Genomic DNA, 22,467 nt, shown 5'->3' with positions numbered 1-22,467 from the left:
CACTGGCACACTCGTCGGCGTGCAGCATCCGTCGGGAACGCCGTTCGGCATCTACGTCCACGTGCCGTTCTGCGCGACCCGCTGCGGCTACTGCGACTTCAACACCTACACCGCCTCGGAGCTGGCCGGCGACGCGTCGTCCCCGGACGGCTGGTTGTCCGCGGCGCGCCGGGAGATCGCGCTGGCGGCCCGGACCGTCGGCGACCGGGTGGTCGACACGGTGTTCGTCGGGGGCGGCACGCCGTCGCTGATCGGGGCCGAGCGGCTGTCCGCGGTGATGGCCGCCATCGGGTCGGAGTTCCGGGTCGCGCCCGGCTGCGAGGTGACGACCGAGTCCAACCCCGAGTCGACCTCGCCGGAGTTCTTCGACGGCCTGCGGGCGGGTGGCTACACCCGGGTCTCGCTGGGCATGCAGTCCGCGGCCCGGCACGTGCTCGCCGTCCTGGACCGCAGGCACACCCCCGGCCGGGCGGTCGCGGCGGCCCGGGAGGCGGCCGCCGCCGGGTTCACCCACGTCAACCTGGACCTGATCTACGCCACGCCGGGCGAGACCGACGACGACCTGCGCCGCTCCGCCGACGCCGTGCTGGAGGCCGGGGTCGACCACGTGTCGGCCTACTCGCTGATCGTCGAGGACGGGACCGCGCTGGCCCGCCGGGTGCGTCGCGGCGAGCTGCCCGCGCCGGACGACGACGTGGCCGCCACCCGCTACGAGATCCTCGACGCCCGGCTGCGCGCGGCCGGCCTGGACTGGTACGAGGTGTCGAACTGGTCCCGGCCCGGCGGCGAGTGCCGGCACAACCTCGGCTACTGGCGCGACGGCGACTGGTGGGGCGTCGGCCCCGGTGCGCACTCGCACCTGGCCGGGGTGCGCTGGTGGAACGTCAAGCACCCGGCCCGCTGGGCCGGGCTGCTCGCCGAGGGTGCGGTGCCGGAGGCCGGCCGGGAGGAGCTGACCGCGGCCGAGCGGCACACCGAGCGGGTCATGCTGCGGCTGCGGCTGGCCGAGGGCATGCCGCTGGACCTGCTCGACGACGGCGGCCGCGCCGCCGCCGTCCGGGCCGCGGCCGAGGGGCTGCTGGACCCCGCGGTGCACGCGACCGGCCGCGCGGTGCTCACCGACCGCGGCCGGCTGCTCGCCGACCGGGTGGTCACCGACCTGCTCGTCGCCGACGACGGCCCGGTCCGGGTCTGAGCGCCCGCGCGTCCCGGCGGGCCGTCGGGGACGGCACCTACACTGGGTGAGGTACACCGGATTCGCACGGCCGGGACAACAGGACAGGTGACGGGGGAGGTGCCGGGATGAACGCCGACGACCGGCGGTTCGCCGTACTGCGGGCCATCGTCGCCGACTACGTCTCCACCCAGGAGCCGGTGGGATCGAAGGCGATCGTCGACCGGCACAACCTCGGGGTGTCGAGCGCCACGGTGCGCAACGACATGGCGGTGCTGGAGGAGGACGGGCTCATCGCCCAACCGCACACCAGCGCCGGCCGGATCCCGACCGACAAGGGCTACCGCCAGTTCGTCGACCGGATCGCGCAGGTCAAGCCGCTGTCCTCGGCGGAGCGGCGGGCGGTGCAGTCGTTCCTGGACGGCGCGGTCGACCTCGACGACGTGCTGCGCCGCTCGGTCCGGCTGCTGGCCCAGCTGACCCGGCAGGTCGCCGTCGTCCAGTACCCGACGCTGACCCGGTCGACGGTGCGGCACCTGGAGGTCGTGCAGCTCACCCCGGCCCGGCTGATGCTGGTGCTGATCACCGACTCCGGGCGGGTCGACCAGCGGGTCGTCGACCTGGGGGACGTGCTCGTCGAGGCCGACGTCGTGCGGCTGCGGGAGATGCTGGCCAACGCGCTGAACGGGCGGAAGCTCGCCGAGGCGTCGGCGGCCGTCGCGGAGCTGCCCGGCACCGGCCCGGACGACCTGCGGATGACGCTCACCCAGGTGGCGACGGTGCTGATCGAGACGCTGGTCGAGCACCCCGAGGAGCGGATGGTGCTCGGCGGCACGGGCAACCTCACCCGGGGCCACGCCGACTTCCCGGGCTCGCTGCGCCAGGTGCTGGAGGCGCTGGAGGAGCAGGTCGTGGTCATGCGGCTGCTTGCGGCGTCGGCGGAGTCCGGGCTGGTCACGGTACGGATCGGTGAGGAGAACGAGGCCGAGGACCTGCGGACGGCGTCGGTCGTCACCGTCGGGTACGGGGCGGGTACTCCGCTCGGTGGGATGGGTGTCGTCGGCCCCACCCGGATGGACTACCCGGGGACGATCTCGGCGGTGCATGCGGTTGCCCGGTACGTGGGTGAGATCCTGACCGGGCGGTAATCGGCGGACAGCTCCGCCGCAGCGAACGAAGGACCTAGAGGGAAAAGAAGCCAGGTGGCACGCGACTACTACGGGATCCTGGGCGTCGAACGCGGCGCCGACGCCTCGGAGATCAAGCGGGCGTACCGCAAGCTCGCCCGCGAGCTGCACCCCGACGTCAATCCGGATGCGGCGGCGCAGGAACGCTTCCGCGAGGTCAGCACGGCCTACGAGGTCCTGACCGATCCGGAGAAGCGGCGCATCGTCGATCTCGGCGGCGACCCGATGGACCCGCGCGGGGGTGGGGGCGGCGCCGGTGGCGGCGACCCGTTCGGCGGGTTCGGCGGGTTCAGCGACATCATGGACGCGTTCTTCGGCGGTTCGGCCGGCGGCGGCCGCGGCCGGGGGCCGCGCAGCCGGGTCCAGCCGGGCGCCGACGCGCTGATCCGGATGGAGCTGACGCTGGAGGACTGCGCCGCCGGCGTGCAGCGCGACCTGGCCGTGGACACCGCGGTGCTGTGCACGCTGTGCAAGGGCTCCGGCTGCGCCGAGGGCACCCGGCCGGCGTCCTGCGACACCTGCGGCGGGTCCGGGGAGATCCAGAGCGTGCAGCGCTCCTTCCTCGGCCAGGTCGTCACGGCCCGTCCGTGCCCGACCTGCCGCGGGTTCGGCGAGGTCATCCCGGACCCGTGCCGCCAGTGCTCCGGCGACGGCCGGGTCCGCTCGCGGCGCACCGTCGCGGTGAAGATCCCCGCCGGTGTGGCGGAGGGCATGCGGGTGCGGCTCGCCGGGCAGGGCGAGGTCGGCTCCGGCGGCGGCCCGGCCGGCGACCTCTACGTGGAGGTCGAGGAGGCGCAGCACGAGATCTTCACCCGGGACGGGTCGGACCTGCACTGCACGCTGCCGCTGCCGATGACCGCCGCCGCGCTCGGCACCACGCTGCCGCTGGCCCTGCTCGACGGCACCGTGCAGGAGCTCGACATCGAGGCGGGCACCCAGCACGGCTCGGTGCGGACGCTGCGGGCCAAGGGCATGCCGCGGCTGCGCTCGACCGGCCGGGTGGACGGCCACGGCGACCTCCTCGTGCACGTCGAGGTGGCCGTGCCGACCCGGATGGACAAGGAGCAGACCGAGCTGCTGCGCCAGCTGGCGAAGCTGCGCGGCGAGGAGCAGCCGGACCTCCTGGGTGGCGCGCGCAACGGGCACGGCCTGTTCTCCCGGCTGCGCGACACCTGGGGCGGGCGCTGAGCCGGTGACCACGGCGCCGCTGTTCCTGGTCCCCGACGTCGACGAGCTGCCGGGGCCCGGCGGCGAGGCGCTGCTCGACGGTCCGGAGGGCCGGCACGCGGTGACCGTGCGCCGGCTGCGGCCCGGCGAGTCGCTGGTCCTGTCCGACGGCCGGGGCGGGTTCGCGCGCGCCGAGATGGCCGCCGCGGCCGGCCGGGACGCGCCCACGGTCCGGATCCTCGACCGGACCCGGGTCCCCGCGCCGCGGGTCCGGGTCGTCGTCGCGCAGGCCCTGGTCAAGGGCGACCGCGGCGAGCTCGCCGTGGAGACCGCGACCGAGGCCGGCGCCGACGGCGTGCTGCCGTGGCGGGCCGCGCGCTGCGTCGCCCGCTGGGACGACGGCCCGCGCGGCGCCAAGGCGCTCGAACGCTGGCGCTCGACGGTGCGCGAGGCCGCGAAGCAGGCCCGGCGCCCGTGGCAGCCGGAGGTGTCCGACCCCGTCACGACGGCCGGGCTGGCCGAGCGCGTCCGGTCCGCGGACGCCGCGCTGGTCCTGCACGAGTCCGCCGGGACCGGCCTGGCCCGGGTGGCGTTGCCGTCCGCCGGCGAGATCCTGCTGGCCGTCGGACCGGAGGGCGGGGTCGACGACGCCGAGCTGGAGCGGCTCACCGCGGCCGGGGCGGTCCCGGTGCGGATGGGCCCCGAGGTGTTGCGCGCCTCCACCGCGGCCTGCGTCGCGCTCGGCGCGCTCGCCGTGCGCACCGGGCGCTGGTCCGCCGACACCTGACCGGCGCCGCCGCGCGGGGCGGTCCGGCCGCCGCGTGGCCGGGCCCGTCGATCTCGTCGCCCGCGGCGCCCCGCTCGTGTTCGCGGTGCGGACCTGCCATGATCCGCGGCGTGAGTGATCCAGAGCACAGCACCCGGTTCGGGCGCCGGACCCTCGGCCTGCTGCTCGGTGCGGCGGCCGCGTCCCCGGTGCTCGGCGGGTGCGGCGGCTCCGACGAGGCCGCCGAGCCGCCGCCGCGGTCCCGGTCCGCCGAGGCCCCGGCCCAGCCGGAGCGGATCGACTACGGCGGGCAGCCCGAGCAGTTCGGCGAGATCACGTTCCCGCGCACGCGCGGCCTGCCGAAGGGGACGGTGATCGTCGTCCACGGCGGCTTCTGGCGCGCCGACACCGATCTCACGGTGATGCGCCCGGCCGCGGCCGCCCTGGTCGCCGCGGGGTACGTCGCCTGGAACATCGAGTACCGCAGGATCGGCGGCGGCGGGGGCTGGCCGTCGACGTTCGACGACGTCGCGCAAGCCGCGGACCGGCTCGCCGCGCTCGGCAGCACCCGGATCGACCTGCGCCGGATCGTCGTGCTCGGGCACTCCGCGGGCGGGCACCTGGCCGCGTGGCTGGCCATGCGCGCCGGGCTGGCCGCCGGGCAGCCCGGCGCCGGCCCGGCGGTGCGCCCGGCCGGTGTCGTCACCCAGGCCGGGGTACTGGACCTGGCGTCCTTCCGGCGGACCGGGGACCGGACCGCCGTCGACGACCTGGTGGCCACCACGCCGGGCGCCGACCCGGCCCGGTACCGGGCCGTCAGCCCGGCCGAGGCGGTCCCGCTCGGCGTGCCCTCGGTGTGCGTGCACGGCAGCGCGGACGCGGTGGTGCCGATCGCGCAGAGCGAGGAGTTCGTCGCCGGGGCCACGGCCGCCGGGGACCGCTCCGAGCTCGTCCGGGTGGAGGGCGCCGACCACATGCAGCTGGTGGACGTCGCGCACCCGGGTTGGGCCGCGAGCCTGGCGGCCGTGCAGCGACTCGCCGGTTAGCCGGAATGCGGGGGTGCCGACGGGGCCGGGGCGGGTACCATCGCCGGTGCCAGGACACCGGCTCCCACTCCGACTCCCGAGGTAGGCGATCGCACCCTTGACCGGTACCGAACCCGGCCCCGCATCCCGGACCGACCTGCGGTCCGACGTCGATCAGGGCGGGACCGTCCGGTCGAGGATGGCGGTGCCGGACACCGCACTGCTCGCGCTGCTGGGCTCCCGCGACGAGAGCCTGCGGGCCGCCGAGGAGGAGCTGACGGCCGACGTCCACGTCCGGGGCAACGAGCTGACCCTGTCCGGCGAGCCCGCCGACGTGGCGTTCGCCGAGCGCGTCTTCGCCGAGCTCATCACGCTGGCCGGGCGTGGCCAGCTGGTCGGCGCCGACACCGTCCGCCGCACCGTCGGCATGCTGGCCGACGCCGACTCGGCGGCGAACGAGCGGATGGGCGAGTCCCCGGCCGAGGTGCTGAGCCTGGACATCCTGTCCCGGCGCGGCAAGACCATCCGCCCGAAGACGCTCAACCAGAAGCGCTACGTCGACGCGATCGACGTGCACACGATCGTCTTCGGGATCGGCCCGGCCGGTACCGGCAAGACCTACCTGGCGATGGCCAAGGCCGTCCAGGCGCTGCAGGCCAAGCAGGTCAACCGGATCATCCTCACCCGGCCCGCGGTCGAGGCGGGGGAGCGGCTCGGCTACCTGCCGGGCACGCTGTTCGAGAAGATCGACCCGTACCTGCGCCCGCTGTACGACGCGCTGCACGACATGCTCGACCCGGACTCGATCCCGAAGCTGATGGCCGCCGGGACGATCGAGGTCGCGCCGCTGGCGTACATGCGCGGCCGCACCCTGAACGACGCGTTCATCATCCTCGACGAGGCGCAGAACACCACGCCCGAGCAGATGAAGATGTTCCTCACCCGGCTCGGCTTCGGCTCGAAGATCGTGGTGACCGGCGACATCACCCAGGTCGACCTGCCCGGCAGCGCCCGGTCCGGGCTCGCCGTCGTGCAGGACATCCTGGACGGCGTCGACGACGTGCACTTCTCCCACCTCGACAGCGCCGACGTGGTGCGCCACCGGCTGGTCTCCGACATCGTCGACGCCTACGCCCGGTTCGACGCGGTCGCCGACCGCCGCGCCGCCGTGAACGGCGGCAACGGGGCCCCGCGCAACGGTCCGCCGACCCGGCACGGCGGCCGCCGCCGCTGACCCGCACGGCCCCGACTACGCTGGCCGGGACAGTTGTGGACGAGACAGGTGGGTTGAGGCGACGCCGGCGTGAGCATCGAGGTCGTCAACGAGTCCGGGATCGCGATCGACGAGGCACAGATCGTGTCGGTCGCCCGGTACGCGCTGGACGCGATGAAGGTGAACCCGGCGGCGGAGCTGGCCATCACCGCCGTCGCCCTGGACGCGATGGAGGAACTGCACGTCCGCTGGATGGACGAGCCGGGGCCGACGGACGTGATGGCGTTCCCGATGGACTCGTTCGCCGACGACGGCCGCCGGCCGGACGCACCGGACCTCGGCCCGGCGCTGCTCGGTGACGTCGTCCTCTGCCCGGCGTTCGCGAGGGAGCAGGCGCGCAAGGCGGGGCAGACCCTCGCCGACGAGCTGCACCTGCTGACCGTGCACGGGATCCTGCACCTGCTCGGCTACGACCACCTGGAGCCGGAGGACGAGCGCGAGATGTTCGCGCTGCAGAACCGGCTGCTGGTCCGCTGGCGCGACGACCGGGCGCAGTCCATGGCCCGCGACGCCCAGCGTCGCACCGACGACCGGCTGCTCGGTGCCGCCGGGTTCGAGGACGAGAAGTGAGCACCGTCTGGCTGCTGCTGACGACGGTCCTGCTCGTCCTGCTCGCGGGGCTGTTCGCCGCCGCCGACTCCGCGCTGATGTCGATCTCCCGGGCCCGGGTGGAGGAGGTCGTGCGGGCCGGCCGGGCCGGTGGCCGGGCGCTCGCCGCCGTCGTCACCGACCGGCCGCGGCACGTCAACCTGCTGATGCTGCTGCGGGTGACGTGCGAGACGGCCGCGGTGATCCTGCTGGCGATCGTGCTCGCGCCGCTGTTCCCGGCGCCCTGGATCGGGCTGCTGCTCACCGGCGTGATCATGGTGCTCGCGAGCTACGTCCTCATCGGCGTCGGCCCGCGCACCCTCGGCCGTCAGCACCCGTACCGGATCGGGCTGCTGCTCGCCGCGCCGATCCGTGCGCTGGGCACGGTGGCCTCACCGCTGGCGAAGCTGCTGATCCTGGTGGGCAACGCGATCACCCCGGGGCCCGGCTTCCGGGACGGGCCGTTCTCCACCGAGATCGAGCTCCGCGAGCTCGTCGACATGGCCAGCAACCGCGGCGTCGTCGACGAGGGCGAGCGCAAGATGATCCACTCGGTGTTCGAGCTGGGGGAGACCCCGGTCCGGGAGATCATGGTCCCGCGCCCGGACGTGATCTGGACCGAGCGCGACACCCCCGTGGACAAGGTGCTGCGGCTGGCGCTGAAGAGCGGCTACTCGCGGATCCCGGTGCTCGGCGAGGGGATCGACGACGTCGTCGGCGTCGCCTACCTCAAGGACCTGGTGCGGGCCCGCGACGACGCGCAGTTCCGCGGCGCGGCGCAGAAGTCGCTGCTGGAGATCATCCGCCCGGCGGCGTTCGTCCCGGACTCCAAGCGCAGCGACGAGCTGATGCGGGAGATGCAGCGCACCCGCAACCACATGGCCGTCGTGGTCGACGAGTACGGCGGGACCGCGGGCGTCGTCACCATCGAGGACATCCTCGAGGAGATCGTCGGTGAGATCACCGACGAGTACGACACCGAGGAGGTGCCCGAGGTCGCCGACGCCGGCGACGGTGCGTTCCGGGTCGCCTCCCGGGTCCCGGTGGAGGACCTGGAGGAGCTGTTCGCCGGGCGCTTCCGCGGCACCCCGCGGGAGGACGAGCTGCGCGAGGCACTGGCCGCCGCGGACGTCGACACCGTCGGTGGCCTGCTGGCCCAGCGGCTCGGCAAGGTCCCGCTGCCCGGCGCGACCGCCGACGTCGAGGGTCTGCTGCGGCTGGAGGGCGAGGGCGGCAAGGACGCGCGCGGCCGGATCCGCATCACCTCGGTCCTCGTGACCCCGATCGACCCGGCCGACCTCGACGGCGGCCCGGACGCCGGTGACGGCCGTTCCGAGGGCCGTTCCGAGGACGACGTGCCGGACCCGGTCGCGGGTGACCCCACCGCGCATGCCGGCGACGCCGCGGGCCGGGCCTGAGCCGGTCCCCCGCGGCGCGGGAGCACGACGAGCAGGAAGGACGGTCCCGGGAGACGCCGGGGCCGGAGGAGGAACGATGGCTGCACCCACGACCGTGCCGACGCCGGGACGTACCGCGTGACCGGGCTGCCCGCGACGCCGTCCTACGACCTGGTGGTCGTCGGCGGCGGGATCGTCGGCCTGGCGACCGCCTACGCGGCGACCCGGGCGGGGCGCTCCGTCGCGGTCGTCGAGCGGGAGTCGCGGCCGGCGAACCACCAGACCGGCAACAACTCCAACGTCATCCACTCCGGGCTGTACTACGCGCCGGGTGGCTACAAGGCCCGGCTCGCGGTCGGCGGCTGCGCGGAGACCGTCGCGTTCTGCCGGGAGCACGACCTGCCGCACCAGGTGTGCGGAAAGCTGGTCGTCGCGACCGAGCCCGACGAACTGCCCCGGCTCGACGAGCTGGCCCGGCGCGGGGACGCCAACGGCGTCGAGAACCACCGGCTCGACGAGCACGGCATGCGCGAGCACGAGCCCGACGTGCGGGGGCTCGCGGCGCTGTGGGTCCCGTCCACCGGGATCTGCGACTACCGCACCATCGCCGAGAAGCTCGCCGAGCTCGTCGGTGAGAACGGCGGTGAGGTGCACCTCGGCCGCACCGTGACCGGGTTCGCCCGCCGCCCGGGCGACGTCGTGGTCCGCACCGACTCCGGCGATCTGCTCGGCTCACGGGTCGTGGTCTGCGGCGGGCTGCGCTGCGACGAGCTCGCCCGGCTCGCCGGCGCCGACCCCGGGGTCCGGATCATCCCGTTCCGCGGGGAGTACTCCGGCTTCTCCGAGCGGGCCGCCTCGCTGGTCCGCGGCCTGATCTACCCGGTACCGGACCCGGCGTTCCCGTTCCTCGGGGTGCACGCCACCCGGGGGATCGACGGCCACGTGCACGCCGGTCCGAACGCCGTGCTGGCGATGGCCCGCGAGGGCTACGACTGGACCACGGTCAAGCCGAAGGAGCTGCTCGGCACCCTGACCTACCCGGGCATGCTCAAGGTCGCCCGCAAGCACTGGCGGTACGGGATCGGTGAGGTACGGCGGTCGCTGTCGACGCGGGCGATGGTCGCCCAGATCCAGCGGATGCTCCCCGACGTGACCGCCGAGGACCTGCACCCGGCGGGTGCCGGGGTCCGCGCCCAGGCGGTCAAGGCCGACGGCACCCTGGTCGACGACTTCCTGTTCCTCGACCAGCACGGCCCGGACGGCGCCGGGCGCCCCGGGTCGATCCTGCACGTGCTCAACGCACCGTCGCCGGCGGCGACCGCGGCCCTGCCGATCGGCCGCGAGATCCTCGACCGGCTGGGTGCCGCATGACCGTCGAACAGCCCGGCGGCGAGGGCTTCCGTTCCGGGTTCGCCTGCTTCGTCGGCCGGCCCAACGCGGGCAAGTCCACGCTGACCAACGCACTCGTCGGGCAGAAGATCGCGATCACCTCGTCGCGCCCGCAGACCACCCGGCACGCCATCCGCGGCATCGTGCACCGCTCCGACGCGCAGATCGTGCTGGTCGACACCCCCGGCCTGCACCGGCCGCGGACGCTGCTCGGCTCCCGGCTGAACGACCTGGTCCGCGAGACCTGGGCCGAGGTCGACGTCGTCGGGTTCTGCGTGCCGGCGAACGAGAAGGTCGGCAAGGGGGACCGGTTCATCGCCGGGGAGCTGCGGAAGATCGCCGCACACACCCCGGTGGTCGCGGTCGTCACCAAGACCGACGTGGCCCGCCCGGAGCAGGTCGCCGAGCGGCTCACCGAGGTCTCGGAGCTGATGGACTTCGCCGAGGTCGTCCCGACGTCGGCGCAGTCCGGGTTCCAGGTCCAGCTGCTGTCGGACCTGCTGGTGGGGCTGCTCCCGGAGGGCCCGCAGCTCTACCCGGACGGCGATCTCACCGACGAGCCCACCGATGTCCTGGTGGCCGAGCTGGTGCGGGAGGCCGCGCTGGAGGGCGTGCGGGACGAGCTGCCGCACTCGATCGCCGTCGTCGTCGAGGAGACGATCGAGAAGAAGGACCTGCTGGAGATCTACGCGATCATCTACGTCGAGCGGTCCAGCCAGAAGGGCATCGTGATCGGCCGCGGCGGGGCCCGGCTCAAGCAGGTCGGGACCGACGCCCGGCGGCAGATCGAGAAGCTGCTGGGCACCCGGGTGCACCTGGACCTGCACGTGAAGATCGCCGAGGACTGGCAGCGGGATCCCAAGCAGCTGCGCAAGCTGGGCTTCTGAGGACGTTCTAGGCTGGGGCGCATGGCCCAGCTCTACCGCGACACCGGGATCGTCCTCCGGGTCCAGAAGCTGGGCGAGGCCGACCGGATCGTCACGATGCTGACCCGGCAGCGGGGCAAGATCCGGGTGGTGGCCAAGGGCGTCCGGCGCACCCGGTCCCGATGGGGCGCGCGCCTGGAGCCGTTCAACCACGTCGACGTGCAGTGCTACACCGGCCGCAGCCTGGACGTCGTCACCCAGGCGCAGACCGTGGACGCGTTCGCGCCCGCCGTCGTCGCGGACTGGTCGGCGTACTCGTGCGGGTGCGCGATCCTGGAGACCGCGGACCGGCTGGTGTCCGAGGAGGGTGAGCCCGCGCTGCGGGTCTACCTGCTGCTGCTCGGCGCGACCCGGGCGCTGGCCGACGGGGTCCGGGAGCCCGCGCTCGTGCTCGACGCGTTCCTGCTGCGGGCGATGAGCCACGCCGGGTGGGCACCCTCGCTGTCGGAGTGCGCCCGGTGCGCGACCCCGGGACCGCACCGGGCGTTCACGGTGGCCGGCGGCGGCATGGTGTGCCCCCGCTGCCGGCCACCCGGCTCGGTCACCCCGGCGGCGGAGACCGTGATGTTGCTCGGGGCGCTGCTGCACGGTGACTGGCCGACCGCGGACGCGGCCGGCTCGCCGACCCGCCGCGAGGCGAGCGGGCTGGTCGCGGCGCACCTGCAGTGGCACCTGGAACGGCAGCTGCGGTCGTTGCCCCTGGTCGACCGGCGGCGCCGGGAGACGGCGTCCCCGTCCGGCACCGGCGACCCGCCGGGAGCGGGCCCGTCCGGGGACTCCGGCCCGCCGGGCACCGCGACGGCGGTGTCGCTGCCGGAGCCCGGCCCCGGCCCGGCCGCCGCGCGGTGATCGTCGCGCGCACTGCGCGCTGACGAGCGGGGGGATCGGGCCGACGAACGGTCCGGCCCCGCCGGTCCGTCCGGCCCGGCGCGCCGCCGGACGCGTTGCACGACACATCCGCCGACTCCACCGGGTGATCATCCTGGTGGACGGGCAACCGACTCCGGAACTCGTTACGATCCCGTGATCGAGGGGACCCCAGCCCGTCGACGGAGAGGCAGTCGTGACGCGACCCCACACCCCGCGCGACGGTGGTGGCCGGACCGAGGGCACAACCCGCAGGCTCCCCGCCACCACGCAGCGGATCCCGGTAGCGCCGACCCAGCAGATCCCGGTGCGTACCGAGGTGCTGCCCGAGTCGCCGCAGGACGGCCCCACCCGCGCGATGCGCCAGGTCCGGGCCCGGACCGAGGAGGGTGACTGGCCGGCGATCCCGATGCTGCCGGTGATCCGGCCCGAGGAGTCCGACCCGATCTCGGAGACCGAGCGCGCCCGGGGGAACCGGGGGGTGCGCGAGGCGATGGACCGGCTGGGCGACCCGCAGGTCCCGGCCTGGCCGCAGCGGGAGGAACCGGACGAGGAGTTCCGTAACCTCACCCGGTGACCGCCCTCGCGGGCGGGCCCCGGCCCGGCCGGACGTAGGGTGGTCCCGTGCCGTTCCAGCCCCCTCCGCCGCACCCGTCCGGCGCGCGGCCGCCGGAGATCCCGCGGGAGCTGGTCCCGCGCCACGTCGCCCTCGTGATGGACGGCAACGGCCGGTGGGCCAACGCCCGCGGCCTGCCCCGCACGGAGGGGCACAAGCGTGGCGAGGAGTCCCTCATGGACGTCGCCCGCGGCTGCATCGACGTCGGGGTGCGCTGGTTGTCGGCGTACGCGTTCTCCACCGAGAACTGGCGGCGCAGCCCGGACGAGGTCCGGTTCCTCATGGGCTTCAACCGCGACGTCATCCGCCGCCGGGTCGACGAGATGGACGCGATGGGCGTCCGGGTCCGCTGGGCCGGGCGCCGCCCGCGGCTGTGGCGGTCGGTGATCAAGGAGCTGGAGGTCGCGGAGGAGCGGACGAAGCACAACGACGTCCTCGACCTCACCATGTGCGTGAACTACGGCGGCCGCGCCGAGATCGTCGACTCGGTCCGGCAGCTGGCCCGGCTCGCCGCCGAGGGCCGGATCAACCCCGACAAGATCGACGAGAAGATGCTGGCCCGGCACCTGGACGAGCCGGACATGCCCGACGTCGACCTGTTCGTCCGCTCCTCCGGCGAGCAGCGGACGTCGAACTTCCTGCTCTGGCAGAGCGCCTACGCCGAGATGGTCTTCCTGGACACGCTGTTCCCGGACTTCGACCGGCGCCACATCTGGGAGGCGATCGAGATCTACGCACGCCGGGACCGGCGCTTCGGCGGGGCAGCCGAGCGTCGCCCCGCGGGCGCGAGCATCGATACCGAGCGTCGCCCCGCGAGCACCGATGCCGGCGCGAGCGGTGTGTCGTCGTGACGGGCGGGGTGATCGCCGGGATGCTCGCGACCGCACGCGCTGCGCTGGAGCGGTTCCACGACGTGCAGACCGACGACGACGGTGCCCTCACCTTCGCCCACGGCGGCGTGCTCTGCGTGGTCCAGGGCACCGAGCTGGAGGAGGGCCTGCCGGTCCTCAACCTCACCTGTGTGGTCGCCTGGGACCTGGCGTCCGACGACGTCCCGCGCCGGGTCGGGCTCGGGGTCGGCGAGGGGCTGTTCGGCACGCCGCGGGTGGTGCGCGGGGAACACGGCTGGGACGTCACGCTGCGCTACGCGTTCCCGGCGTCCGGCCTGGCCGAGCAGGCGATGGGCACGCTGCTGATGCTGGTGGTCTCCTCGGCGTCGAGCATGCGCGCCGAGCTCGTCGACGCCTGACGTGGAGCGCGCCCGGCTCCCGCTGTCGCAGGTGCTCGTCCTCGGCGGGCTGACCTCGTTCGGGCCGCTCGCGCTGGACCTCTACCTGCCCGCGCTGCCGGCGCTGACCCGGGACCTCGGGACCACCGAGTCGCTCGGGCAGGCCACGATGTCGCTGTGCATGGTCGGCCTGGCCGGCGGGCAGCTGCTGTTCGGGCCGCTGTCGGACCGGTTCGGCCGCCGGGTGCCGCTGCTGGCCGGGGTCGGGGCGTTCGCGGTGACGTCGGCGCTGTGCGCCCTCGTGCCGTCCATCGAGCTGCTGCTCGTGCTCCGGCTGCTGGGCGGCCTGGCCGGGGCCTGCGGCATCGTCTGCGCGCGGGCGATGGTCCGCGACCTCTACGACGGCGCGACGGCGGCCCGGATGTTCGCGATGCTGCTGGTGGTGAGCGGGGCGGCGCCGGTGGTGGCACCGGTGCTGGGCAGCCAGCTGCTGCGGGTCACCGACTGGCGGGGCCTGTTCTGGGTGCTCGCCGGGATCGGGGTGCTGCTGCTGGTCGCCGCACTGACCCGGCCGGAGACGTTGCCGGTCGAGCGGCGCCGGGCCGGTGGGCTGGCCCGGACGGCCGCCTCGCTGCGGGTGGTCGCCGCCGACCGCACGTTCCTCGGCCCGACCCTCGTCCTCGCGCTGACCTGCACCGGGATGTTCGTCTACATCGCCATGGGCAGCTACGTGCTGCAGGACGGGTACGGGCTCGGCGCACAGGCCTACGGCGCGGTGTTCGCGGTGAACGCGGTCGGCATCCTCGTCGCCGGGCAGGTCAGCGCCTGGCTGGTGGACCGGCACGGGCCGCGGCGGCTGCTGCTGGCCGGGGTCGTGGTGGCCCTCGCCGGCGCGGTCGGGCTGCTCGTCGCGACGCTGCTCGCGACGCCGGTGTGGGTGCTGCTCGTGCCGCTGTTCCTGGTCGTCGCCGCGGTCGGGCTGGTGCTGCCGAACGGCACTGCACTGGCACTCGCCGGGCAGCGCGAGCGGGCCGGGGCGGCGTCGGGGCTGCTGGGGACGGCCCAGTTCGCGTTCGGCGCGGTCGTCCCGCCCCTGGTCTCGACCGGCGGGGTCACCGCGGTCGCGATGGCGGTGACGATCCTGGTGTCGGTGCTGGCCGGGGCGGCCGCGGTCGCCCTGCTGCGCCCGCGGGCCCCGGCCTGAGCCACCACCGCTACTTCTTGCGGTTCGTGCCCAGCTCCTCGGCGATCGGGTTGACCGGGTCCACGTCCTTCGTGCCCTCGGACAGCCCGCTGTGGGTGTGCTGCGTCCGGCGCTGGGCGCGGAGCTGCTCGGTCTCCTCGTCGTACTCGTCGGCGGTGTCGACCACGGCGACGACGTCGGACACCGAGCCGTAGTCCTCAGCGGGCACCGCGCGGATCGCCTCGACGGTGGCCGCGTCCGCGCCGTTGCGTTCGGCGCCGGCGGCCAGCTCGTCCTTGCCGGCCGGGAAGTGCACACCCTCCAGCGCGGCGTGGACGGCGGCGGGGGTGGTCGTGCGGGTGGTCATGGGGTCGTCCTCCTCGGCGGGATCGGATGTGTCCCCGGCGGGGTTGCCGATCCCGGACGTTCCATGCACGCCGCGGCTCAGCCGGTGCCCTCCTCGCCCAGGTGCACCACGGGCAACGCAGACAGCTGGCCCGGAGACATCTGGTGCGCGACGCCGAGCACGTCGTTCTGGGACTTCTTCATCCGCGCGTCGACCAGGGCGGACAGCGAGTAGGCCACCCGGCCGAGCAGGCGCACGGTGGTCTCGTCGACCTGCGGGCGCGGCGTGGAGACGACCGCGACCCCGCGCGGGTTGCCGTCGTTGGACTGGGCCACACCGACCGTGTACGACTCGCGCGGGTTCACGTGCCGGGAGGCGTAGTGGTCGCGCAGGGTGGACAGCATGTCGTGGAACCCGGAGACGTCGCCGTCCAGCTCCAGCCGGGCCAGGTCGTCGCGGGTCAGGGTCTTCGTGCGGCCGGAGAAGCAGCGCACGTAGCCGACGACGGCACCGGTCCACAGCGCCTCCACCAGCGCCGGGTCGGCGTCCACCCGGACCGGGCCGGACTCCGGCCCGCCGAGCGCGGTGACCAGGTGCTCGCAGCAGCGGAGCACGTACTGCAGGTCGTCGAGCACGGCGGCCAGCTGGGCGAGCTCGCCCGATTCGGGCACGTCGATCCGGCGCACCGACGTGGGTGCCGAGGGGGCGCCGTCCTCCTGCGTGTCGGTCATCGTCGACCTCACCTCCACCGCCCGACGCTAGTGCCGCGGCCCCCGCTCCGGCGTCGCGTTATGAGACGGTCGGTGACCTACGCCGCACCGGGCGGGCGCGGGATCGTGCTAGCGTCGCCGCCGAAGGTCACGAGTGCCAGCGCGAAGCCCCGGCTTGCTGGCCGGCAACCCTCCTCCGCGGTGGGGTGCCCCGGGTGATGACCGGGCCGCCGCGACACCCGCGGGCGGCAAGCGCGGATCCGGGGCGTACCGCCGGGTCCATGAGATCCCGCGAGGCCGGATCATGACTGCTGCACTGCTGACCGACACCCCCTGCGACGTGGCCGCGGACCGTGCTCCGCACCGGGCCGAACTGCCCCGGGTGGTCGGCGCCGACCTGAGCGTCCCGGTCGTCGACGGGTCCCGGGTCCGGTACTGCGACCTGGACTCCGCGGCGTCGGCGCCGGCCCTGGAGGCGGTCGCCGCGCACGTCGCCGAGGTGCTGCCCTACCACGGCAGCGTGCACCGGGGCGCCGGCTGGACGTCGAGGGTCTGCACCGCGCTGGTGGAGGACGCGCGCGCCGACGTCGCGCGGTTCGTCCGGGCGCGCGCCGACGACGTCGTCGTGTTCACCCGGAACACCACCGACGCGCTCGGCCTGCTGGCCCGTGCCGTCCCGGGGCCGGTGGTGACGCTCGACCTGGAGCACCACGCGACGCTGCTGGCCTGGCGGCACACCGAGCACCGGGTGGTGCGGGCCGGCCGGACGCTCGCCGCGACCCTGGACGCGCTGCGCACCGAGCTCACCGAGCGTCCGGACGCCGCGCTGGTCGCGGTGACCGGCGCGTCCAACGTGACGGGTGAGCTGCTGCCGATCCCGGAGATCGTCCGGATCGCGCACGCGGCGGGGGCCCGGGTCTGCGTGGACGCGGCCCAGCTCGCACCGCACCGCAGGGTCGATCTCGCCGGGTGGGGCGCGGACTACGTGGCGCTCTCCGGGCACAAGCTCTACGCCCCGTACGGGATCGGGGCCCTGGTCGGGCGCCGGGACTGGCTGGACACCGCCGAGCCGCACCTCGCCGGGGGCGGCGCCGTCGGATCGGTCGCGGTGGACGGCGACCGGACCCGCACCGAGTGGCTGCCGGCGCCGCAGCGGCACGAGGGCGGCACACCGAACGTGCTGGGCTCGGCCGCGCTCGGTGCGGCCTGCCGCGAGCTGGACCCGCTGATCGACGAGGACGTCCCGGCCCACGAGCGGGCACTGCTCCGGCGGCTGCGGGCGGGCCTGGCGACGGTGCCCGGGCTGCGGGTCCTGTCGGTGTTCGACGACCCGGCCGGCTCCGGGGACCGCACCGCCACCGTCTCGTTCACCCTCGGCGAGCTGCCCGCCGGGCTGGTCGCGGCGGCGCTGTCGGCGGAGCACGGGATCGGTGTCCGCGACGGGCGGTTCTGCGCGCACCCGCTGCTGGAGCGGCTGACCGGCGGCGACGCGGTCCGCGCCTCGCTGGGGCTGCGGAGCACCGCGTCCGACGTCGACCGGCTGGTACACGCGCTGGACCGGATCGCCCGGCGCGAGCCGGGATGGACCTACGCGATCGTCGACGGGCGCTGGGCGCCGACGCCGGACCCGCGTCCGCTCGACGGGCCGGGCTCGGGGCGTCCGGGGGCCGCACGCGGCTGCGGGCACTGAGAGCGTGTTTGAGAAGGGTCGGCGTGTCTGCGCTGGATGCGTCCGGGTGTGGTCCATCGTGGAGGAGTGGCTCGGCGTAGGCGGCGGTACCCCTCGGACACCAGCGATGAGCAGTGGGCGTTGATCGAGCCGCTGCTGCCAGCGGCGGGGGCGGGAGGCCGGCCGGAGAAGCACGCGCGCCGTGATGTGGTGGATGCGATCCTCTACGTCGTGCGCGCCGGGTGCGCGTGGCGGGCTCTACCAGTGGATTTCCCGCCGTGGCAGACGGTGTACTGGTACTTCAACCGGTGGGAGCAGCAGAGGGTCACCGAGCAGATCCTCCCGATCGTGCGCCGTCAGCTACGCGCTGATGAGGGCCGCGACCCCGAACCCAGCGCGGGGATCATCGACTCGCAGTCGGTGAGGGGCGCTGACACGGTCGGGCGGGACACCCGCGGCTATGACGCCGGGAAGAAGGTCAACGGTCGGAAGCGGTTCATCGTGACCGACACCCTCGGCCTGCTGCTGACCACGATGGTGTGCTCGGCGTCGGTGCAGGACCGCGATGGCGCCAAGTCGATCCTGCTCGACCTCTACCTGCGCACGAGGGTGCGGTTCGTCTACGCCGACGCCGGGTTCGCCGGGCGCCTGCTGGACTGGGCGACCACGATCCTGCACACCAGCGTCGAGATCGTGCGCAAACCGCCTGAGCAGCGCGGATTCGCCGTCCTCCCGCGGCGGTGGGTGGTCGAGCGGACCCTGGCCTGGGTCACCGCACACCGCCGCCTGGCCCGCGACTACGAACGCCACCCCGCAGTGTCCGAGGCCATGATCCGCTGGGCGGCGATCAACACCATCACCCGCCGCATCGCCCGTGGCGAACCCGCCCGACGCCAGCAGAAGTACGTAGTCACACCCTCAACATGATCTTCTCAAACACTCTCTGAGCCCGCCCCGGGCCGCAGGGGATCAGGAGGAGCGCTGGGCCGCGCACCCCGCGCACAGGCCGAAGATCTCCAGCGTGTGCGAGACCTCGGTGAAACCGTGCTTCTCCGCGACCGACTGCGTCCACGACTCGACGGCCGGGCCCTCGATCTCGACGGCGGCGCCGCACCGGCGGCACACCAGGTGATGGTGGTGGTGCTCGGTCGCACACCGGCGGTACACGGCCTCGCCGGACGCCGTCCGCAGCACGTCGACCTCGCCGCCGTCGGCGAGGGTCTGCAGGGTGCGGTAGACCGTGGTCAGGCCGATTCCCTCGCCGGTGCGGCGCAGCTCCTCGTGGATCTCCTGCGCGGAGCGGAAGTCCTCGATCCGGTCGAGCAGCGCGGTGACCGCCGCCCGCTGCCGGGTCGCCCGGATACCGCGCGGGCCGGCGGTCGACCGCGCCGGTCCGTCCTGCACCGCCTGGTCCGTCACGAGCCCTCCTCCACGTGCGCCACCGCGTCCACGACGATGTGCGCCAGATGATCGTCCACCAGCGAGTACACCACCTCGCGCCCCCTGCGCTCGCCCTCGACCACCCCCGCCGACTTCAGCACCCGCAGGTGCTGGCTGATCAGCGGCTGGGCGACGCCGAGCGCGTCGACGAGGTCGTGGACGCACCGTGAGTGTTCCAGCAGCTGCAGCACGATGGCGATCCGGACCGGCGCGGCGAGCGCACGCAGCAGGTCACCGGCCGCGGACAGGGTGCGCTGGTCCCGGACGGGACCGGGCGCCGGCGCCGGGACGTGCTCCCCGGCGTGGTCGTCGGGGAGCGGGGTGGTGGCGGCTGACATGTGGTGGTTTCCCGTCCCCGGGGGCGGCGGCCACACCCCCGGCACGTGTCGAGCCGTGCCGGCCGCATCCGACATGGTAGGCGTGTTCGTTATCGTCGCGCCGTGCTGCTGGTATGCCGGTTCACCGTGTCGCCCGCCGACGAGTCCTCGTTCACCGCCCGCGCCGCCCGTGCGCTGGAGCTCCTGGCCGCCCAGCCCGGATGCCGGGGCGGCGAGGTGGGCCGCGCCATCGAGGACCGGGAGCAGTGGACGCTGACCGTCCGTTTCGAGTCCGTCGACGCCTACCGCCGGGCCCTGTGCGGTCCGGGAGCACGTCCACCCCCTCCTCGCCGAGGCGGACACCAGCACCGAGGCCACCCACGAGACCCGCCTCTCGGTGACCCCCGGCACCGAACCGATCCACCACCCCACCCTCCTGACCCCCTGACCCGCTTCCCTTCCCGGTCGTGCGTAGAGGACGCGCACGCGATGCGCCGCCGCTCACGCGATCCCGTGAGCGACGGCCGATCGCGTGAGCGGATCGGGGGGTGCAGGGCCCGGCGGCGCGGGTGTCCACAGGCAGGGGCGGTGTCCACAGGTGGCGAGGTCGGGCGTCCGCCGGCCGTCGGGCGGGGCAGGCTCGGGCCATGGGATGACTGCACCTGCGACGGACCCTCCTGGCCGAGGGGCGCGGTGACGCGGAGATCCGGGCCGCGTTGCGACGGGGAACGCTCTGCCGGGTGCGTCCCGGTGCCTACCTCGACGCCGAGGACCCGCAGCGACGGGACACCGTCGAGCGGCACCGGCTGCTGGTCGCGGCGACGCTCCCGCTGCTCGGCCCGGGCGCCGTGGTCGGTCACGCGTCCGCCGCGGTGCTGCACGGGCTCCCGGTGTGGGGCACCTCGTTGCGGAGGGTCGAGATCATCCGGGAGCGGGCGGGTGGCGGGCGCACCACGGCGCGCCTGCGTCTCACGGCCGCCCCGCTGCCGCCCGGTGACGTGACCGTCGTCGACGGTGTCGCGGTGACGTCGGTGGCCCGTACCGTCGCCGACCTCGCGCGCACCGCGTCGTTCGAGACGGCGGTGACGGTCGCCGACGCCGCCTTGTTCCGTGGTCTCTGCACCACTGCCGATCTCACCGACGCGGCCGCCCGGGCCGCGGGACGGCGTGGCGCGGCGGGGGCGCGCGCGGTCGCCGTGTTCGCGGACCGGTGCGCCGACGGACCCGGTGAGTCCCGGAGCCGCGTCCGCATGCAGCGGTTCGGGGTACCGCCGCCCGTCCTGCAGCACGTCGTGCGCGACCACCGTGGCGGCCACGTCGGACGGGTCGACTTCTGGTGGCCGGATCACGGGGTCGTGGGGGAGTTCGACGGTATGGAGAAGTACGGCAGATCGCTGCGCGGCGAGGAGACCGTGGCCACCGCGGTCCTCCGGGAGAAGCACCGGGAGGACGCCCTGCGCGCCCAGCCCGGTGTCCGCGCGGTGGTCCGCTGGACCTGGCGTGACCTGGACCCCTTCGACCCCACAGCCACCCGCCTCCGCTCCCTGACGACCCCGTGACGGTCGAGACGCTCACGCGTTCCGGCCACGCGCACCCGATCGCGTGAGCAGGATCCGAACCGGTGAGCGTGTCCGTGGACGCCGGTCGGACGGCGCGGAGCTGCGAGTCGGGGTTGTGTAGTTATGTGGACAGGGGGATCGGTAGCCTGGGACGGCCCATCCGGCCGTCGTGGCGGTGGGGGAGTCCGAACCACGTTCCTGGAGTACCGCTGTGGCCAGCAAGCCCACCTCAGCCAAGATCGAGACCATCGTCGCGCTGACCAAGCGGCGCGGATTCGTCTTCGCCTCCGGGGAGATCTACGGCGGTACCCGGTCGGCGTGGGACTACGGGCCCCTCGGCGTCGAGCTGAAGGACAACATCAAGCGCCAGTGGTGGAAGACGGTGGTGACCGGCCGCGACGACGTCGTCGGCCTGGACTCCTCGGTGATCCTCCCGCGCCAGACCTGGGTCGCCTCCGGCCACGTCGGCACGTTCTCCGACCCGCTGGTCGAGTGCGAGTCCTGCCACAAGCGCTACCGCGCCGACCAGCTGGCGGAGGAGTTCGCCGAGCGCAAGGGCCGCGACCCGGAGCAGGCCGACCAGAACGACCTCTCCGAGGTGCCCTGCCCGAACTGCGGCACCCGCGGGCAGTTCACCGCGCCCCGCGAGTTCAACATGATGCTGAAGACCTTCCTCGGCCCGGTGGAGTCCGAGGAGGGGCTGCACTACCTGCGCCCGGAGACCGCGCAGGGCATCTTCGTGAACTTCCTGAACGTGCAGACGACCTCGCGCAAGAAGCCGCCGTTCGGTATCGGCCAGATCGGCAAGAGCTTCCGCAACGAGATCACCCCGGGCAACTTCATCTTCCGCACGCGTGAGTTCGAGCAGATGGAGATGGAGTACTTCGTCGAGCCGGGCAGCGACGAGGAGCTGCACCAGTACTGGATCGACGAGCGCACCCGCTGGTACACCGACCTGGGCATCTCCTCGGACAACCTGCGGCACTACGAGCACGCCAAGGAGAAGCTCTCCCACTACTCGAAGCGCACCGTCGACATCGAGTACCGGTTCAACTTCACCGGCCAGGAGTGGGGCGAGCTCGAGGGCATCGCGAACCGCACGGACTTCGACCTGACGGCGCACTCGAACCACTCCGGCGTGGACCTGTCGTTCTACGACCAGGCCAGCGACACCCGGTACAAGCCGTACGTGATCGAGCCCGCGGCCGGCGTCGGGCGCTCGATGATGGCCTTCCTGATCGAGGCCTACACCGAGGACGAGGCGCCGAACGCGAAGGGCGGCGTCGACAAGCGCGTCGTGCTGAAGCTGGACCGGCGGCTCGCCCCGATCAAGGCCGCGGTGCTGCCGCTGTCGCGCAACGCCGACCTGTCGCCGAAGGCGAAGGACCTGGCCGCGCAGCTGCGCCGGAACTGGAACGTCGACTTCGACGACGCCGGGGCCATCGGCCGTCGTTACCGGCGGCAGGACGAGATCGGCACCCCGTTCTGCATCACGGTCGACTTCGACACCCTGACCGACCAGGCCGTGACCATCCGCGAGCGGGACACGATGGCCCAGGAGCGGGTGGCGCTGGACCAGGTCGAGACCTACCTGGCCACCCGGCTGCTCGGCTGCTGAGCCGCGGACCGACGACGACGGT

23 protein-coding genes, 1 pseudogene and 1 riboswitch are annotated in these 22,467 nt (G+C 74.1%); of the genes and pseudogenes, 20 read left to right on the top strand and 4 right to left on the bottom strand.

The annotated features are described in order from the left end of the window. The first annotated feature begins 19 nt into the window (after positions 1 to 19). The 15 genes from hemW to AFB00_RS02650 all read left to right on the top strand — a co-directional run bounded on the left by hemW (position 20) and on the right by AFB00_RS02650 (position 14,807). Complete coding sequence (gene hemW, locus AFB00_RS02720) at positions 20 to 1,195, top strand: radical SAM family heme chaperone HemW (protein ID WP_068795890.1); 1,176 nt, start codon at positions 20 to 22, stop codon at positions 1,193 to 1,195. 107 nt (positions 1,196 to 1,302) lie between these two features. Beyond that, positions 1,303 to 2,322 carry a heat-inducible transcriptional repressor HrcA gene (hrcA, locus tag AFB00_RS02715; protein WP_068795889.1) on the top strand — a complete coding sequence of 340 codons (1,020 nt, stop codon included), beginning with the start codon at positions 1,303 to 1,305 and terminating at the stop codon, positions 2,320 to 2,322. Positions 2,323 to 2,376: 54 nt separating this feature from the next. Further along, positions 2,377 to 3,549, top strand: coding sequence for a molecular chaperone DnaJ (gene dnaJ / locus AFB00_RS02710; RefSeq protein WP_068795888.1), 1,173 nt, complete (start codon positions 2,377 to 2,379; stop codon positions 3,547 to 3,549). Between the two features lie 4 nt (positions 3,550 to 3,553). Beyond that, a complete protein-coding gene (locus tag AFB00_RS02705) occupies positions 3,554 to 4,315 on the top strand; it encodes a 16S rRNA (uracil(1498)-N(3))-methyltransferase (protein ID WP_068795887.1) in 762 nt (253 codons plus the stop codon). A gap of 110 nt (positions 4,316 to 4,425) precedes the next feature. Continuing rightward, entirely contained in the window at positions 4,426 to 5,340 is a 915-nt protein-coding gene (locus tag AFB00_RS02700; RefSeq protein WP_231974184.1) for an alpha/beta hydrolase family protein, read from the top strand. Positions 5,341 to 5,437: 97 nt separating this feature from the next. After that, entirely contained in the window at positions 5,438 to 6,553 is a 1,116-nt protein-coding gene (locus tag AFB00_RS02695) for a PhoH family protein (protein WP_068795886.1), read from the top strand. A 69-nt stretch (positions 6,554 to 6,622) separates the two neighbouring features. Then, a complete protein-coding gene (ybeY, locus tag AFB00_RS02690; RefSeq protein ID WP_068795885.1) occupies positions 6,623 to 7,162 on the top strand; it encodes an rRNA maturation RNase YbeY in 540 nt (179 codons plus the stop codon). Then, positions 7,159 to 8,598 (top strand): hemolysin family protein, encoded by a 1,440-nt coding sequence (locus AFB00_RS02685; RefSeq protein ID WP_068795884.1) that lies wholly within the window; start codon positions 7,159 to 7,161, stop codon positions 8,596 to 8,598. The genes ybeY and AFB00_RS02685 overlap by 4 nt, the downstream gene beginning before the upstream one ends. A 117-nt stretch (positions 8,599 to 8,715) precedes the next feature. Continuing rightward, positions 8,716 to 9,948 carry an L-2-hydroxyglutarate oxidase gene (gene lhgO, locus AFB00_RS02680; protein WP_068795883.1) on the top strand — a complete coding sequence of 411 codons (1,233 nt, stop codon included), beginning with the start codon at positions 8,716 to 8,718 and terminating at the stop codon, positions 9,946 to 9,948. After that, entirely contained in the window at positions 9,945 to 10,853 is a 909-nt protein-coding gene (era, locus tag AFB00_RS02675; protein ID WP_068795882.1) for a GTPase Era, read from the top strand. The genes lhgO and era overlap by 4 nt, the downstream gene beginning before the upstream one ends. Positions 10,854 to 10,874: 21 nt before the next feature. Then, entirely contained in the window at positions 10,875 to 11,741 is an 867-nt protein-coding gene (gene recO, locus AFB00_RS02670; protein WP_083275215.1) for a DNA repair protein RecO, read from the top strand. Between the two features lie 214 nt (positions 11,742 to 11,955). Next, a complete protein-coding gene (locus AFB00_RS02665; protein WP_156819340.1) occupies positions 11,956 to 12,336 on the top strand; it encodes a hypothetical protein in 381 nt (126 codons plus the stop codon). A 47-nt stretch (positions 12,337 to 12,383) separates the two neighbouring features. Beyond that, entirely contained in the window at positions 12,384 to 13,226 is an 843-nt protein-coding gene (locus AFB00_RS02660; RefSeq protein WP_068795880.1) for an isoprenyl transferase, read from the top strand. Then, positions 13,223 to 13,624 carry a hypothetical protein gene (locus tag AFB00_RS02655; RefSeq protein WP_231974182.1) on the top strand — a complete coding sequence of 134 codons (402 nt, stop codon included), beginning with the start codon at positions 13,223 to 13,225 and terminating at the stop codon, positions 13,622 to 13,624. Before AFB00_RS02660 ends, AFB00_RS02655 begins: the two co-directional genes overlap by 4 nt. 1 nt (position 13,625) lies before the next feature. Beyond that, positions 13,626 to 14,807 carry a multidrug effflux MFS transporter gene (locus AFB00_RS02650; protein WP_068795879.1) on the top strand — a complete coding sequence of 394 codons (1,182 nt, stop codon included), beginning with the start codon at positions 13,626 to 13,628 and terminating at the stop codon, positions 14,805 to 14,807. Between the two features lie 10 nt (positions 14,808 to 14,817). Here the strand turns inward: AFB00_RS02650 and AFB00_RS02645 are convergent, their stop codons facing one another. Both AFB00_RS02645 and AFB00_RS02640 read right to left on the bottom strand, forming a co-directional pair. Further along, positions 14,818 to 15,153 carry a DUF2795 domain-containing protein gene (locus tag AFB00_RS02645; protein ID WP_068799948.1) on the bottom strand — a complete coding sequence of 112 codons (336 nt, stop codon included), beginning with the start codon at positions 15,151 to 15,153 and terminating at the stop codon, positions 14,818 to 14,820. A 77-nt stretch (positions 15,154 to 15,230) separates the two neighbouring features. Further along, a complete protein-coding gene (locus tag AFB00_RS02640; protein ID WP_068799947.1) occupies positions 15,231 to 15,863 on the bottom strand; it encodes a hypothetical protein in 633 nt (210 codons plus the stop codon). Positions 15,864 to 15,988: 125 nt separating this feature from the next. Continuing rightward, positions 15,989 to 16,103, top strand: a riboswitch (SAM riboswitch). A 43-nt stretch (positions 16,104 to 16,146) separates the two neighbouring features. Between AFB00_RS02640 and AFB00_RS02635 the strand changes: the two genes are divergently transcribed. Both AFB00_RS02635 and AFB00_RS02630 read left to right on the top strand, forming a co-directional pair. Beyond that, entirely contained in the window at positions 16,147 to 17,532 is a 1,386-nt protein-coding gene (locus AFB00_RS02635; RefSeq protein WP_068795878.1) for an aminotransferase class V-fold PLP-dependent enzyme, read from the top strand. A 36-nt stretch (positions 17,533 to 17,568) separates the two neighbouring features. After that, the gene (locus AFB00_RS02630) at positions 17,569 to 18,438 is read left to right on the top strand and encodes an IS5 family transposase (RefSeq protein ID WP_068795877.1); all 870 of its coding nucleotides are present in this window, start codon (positions 17,569 to 17,571) and stop codon (positions 18,436 to 18,438) included. 42 nt (positions 18,439 to 18,480) lie between these two features. On the opposite strand, the gene AFB00_RS02625 is transcribed toward AFB00_RS02630, so the two are convergent. Beyond that, positions 18,481 to 18,930, bottom strand: coding sequence for a Fur family transcriptional regulator (locus tag AFB00_RS02625; RefSeq protein WP_231974181.1), 450 nt, complete (start codon positions 18,928 to 18,930; stop codon positions 18,481 to 18,483). Next, the gene (locus AFB00_RS02620) at positions 18,927 to 19,289 is read right to left on the bottom strand and encodes an ArsR/SmtB family transcription factor (protein ID WP_068795876.1); all 363 of its coding nucleotides are present in this window, start codon (positions 19,287 to 19,289) and stop codon (positions 18,927 to 18,929) included. The genes AFB00_RS02625 and AFB00_RS02620 overlap by 4 nt, the downstream gene beginning before the upstream one ends. Here AFB00_RS02620 and AFB00_RS35715 point away from each other — a divergent pair. The 3 genes and pseudogenes from AFB00_RS35715 to AFB00_RS02610 form a co-directional block, all read left to right on the top strand. Further along, positions 19,290 to 19,523: pseudogene (locus AFB00_RS35715) on the top strand (hypothetical protein); the annotation flags it as partial. 485 nt (positions 19,524 to 20,008) lie between these two features. Continuing rightward, complete coding sequence (locus tag AFB00_RS02615; RefSeq protein ID WP_197519728.1) at positions 20,009 to 20,827, top strand: hypothetical protein; 819 nt, start codon at positions 20,009 to 20,011, stop codon at positions 20,825 to 20,827. A gap of 211 nt (positions 20,828 to 21,038) precedes the next feature. Further along, entirely contained in the window at positions 21,039 to 22,445 is a 1,407-nt protein-coding gene (locus AFB00_RS02610; protein ID WP_068795874.1) for a glycine--tRNA ligase, read from the top strand. Positions 22,446 to 22,467: the final 22 nt, after the last annotated feature.

The sequence above is a fragment of the Pseudonocardia sp. HH130630-07 genome, from assembly GCF_001698125.1.
Lineage (GTDB): Bacteria > Actinomycetota > Actinomycetes > Mycobacteriales > Pseudonocardiaceae > Pseudonocardia.
This window is presented reverse-complemented; position numbering and strand designations above follow the sequence as displayed.

Excerpts from the sequence above, each read along its gene's own strand:
- hrcA (WP_068795889.1), top strand. The coding sequence starts at position 1,303 with ATGAACGCCGACGACCGGCGGTTCGCCGTACTGCGGGCCATCGTCGCC.
- era (WP_068795882.1), top strand. The coding sequence starts at position 9,945 with ATGACCGTCGAACAGCCCGGCGGCGAGGGCTTCCGTTCCGGGTTCGCC.
- recO (WP_083275215.1), top strand. The coding sequence starts at position 10,875 with ATGGCCCAGCTCTACCGCGACACCGGGATCGTCCTCCGGGTCCAGAAG.
- AFB00_RS02645 (WP_068799948.1), bottom strand. The coding sequence starts at position 15,153 with ATGACCACCCGCACGACCACCCCCGCCGCCGTCCACGCCGCGCTGGAG.
- AFB00_RS02640 (WP_068799947.1), bottom strand. The coding sequence starts at position 15,863 with ATGACCGACACGCAGGAGGACGGCGCCCCCTCGGCACCCACGTCGGTG.
- AFB00_RS02635 (WP_068795878.1), top strand. The coding sequence starts at position 16,147 with ATGACTGCTGCACTGCTGACCGACACCCCCTGCGACGTGGCCGCGGAC.
- AFB00_RS02630 (WP_068795877.1), top strand. The coding sequence starts at position 17,569 with ATGCGTCCGGGTGTGGTCCATCGTGGAGGAGTGGCTCGGCGTAGGCGG.
- AFB00_RS02620 (WP_068795876.1), bottom strand. The coding sequence starts at position 19,289 with ATGTCAGCCGCCACCACCCCGCTCCCCGACGACCACGCCGGGGAGCAC.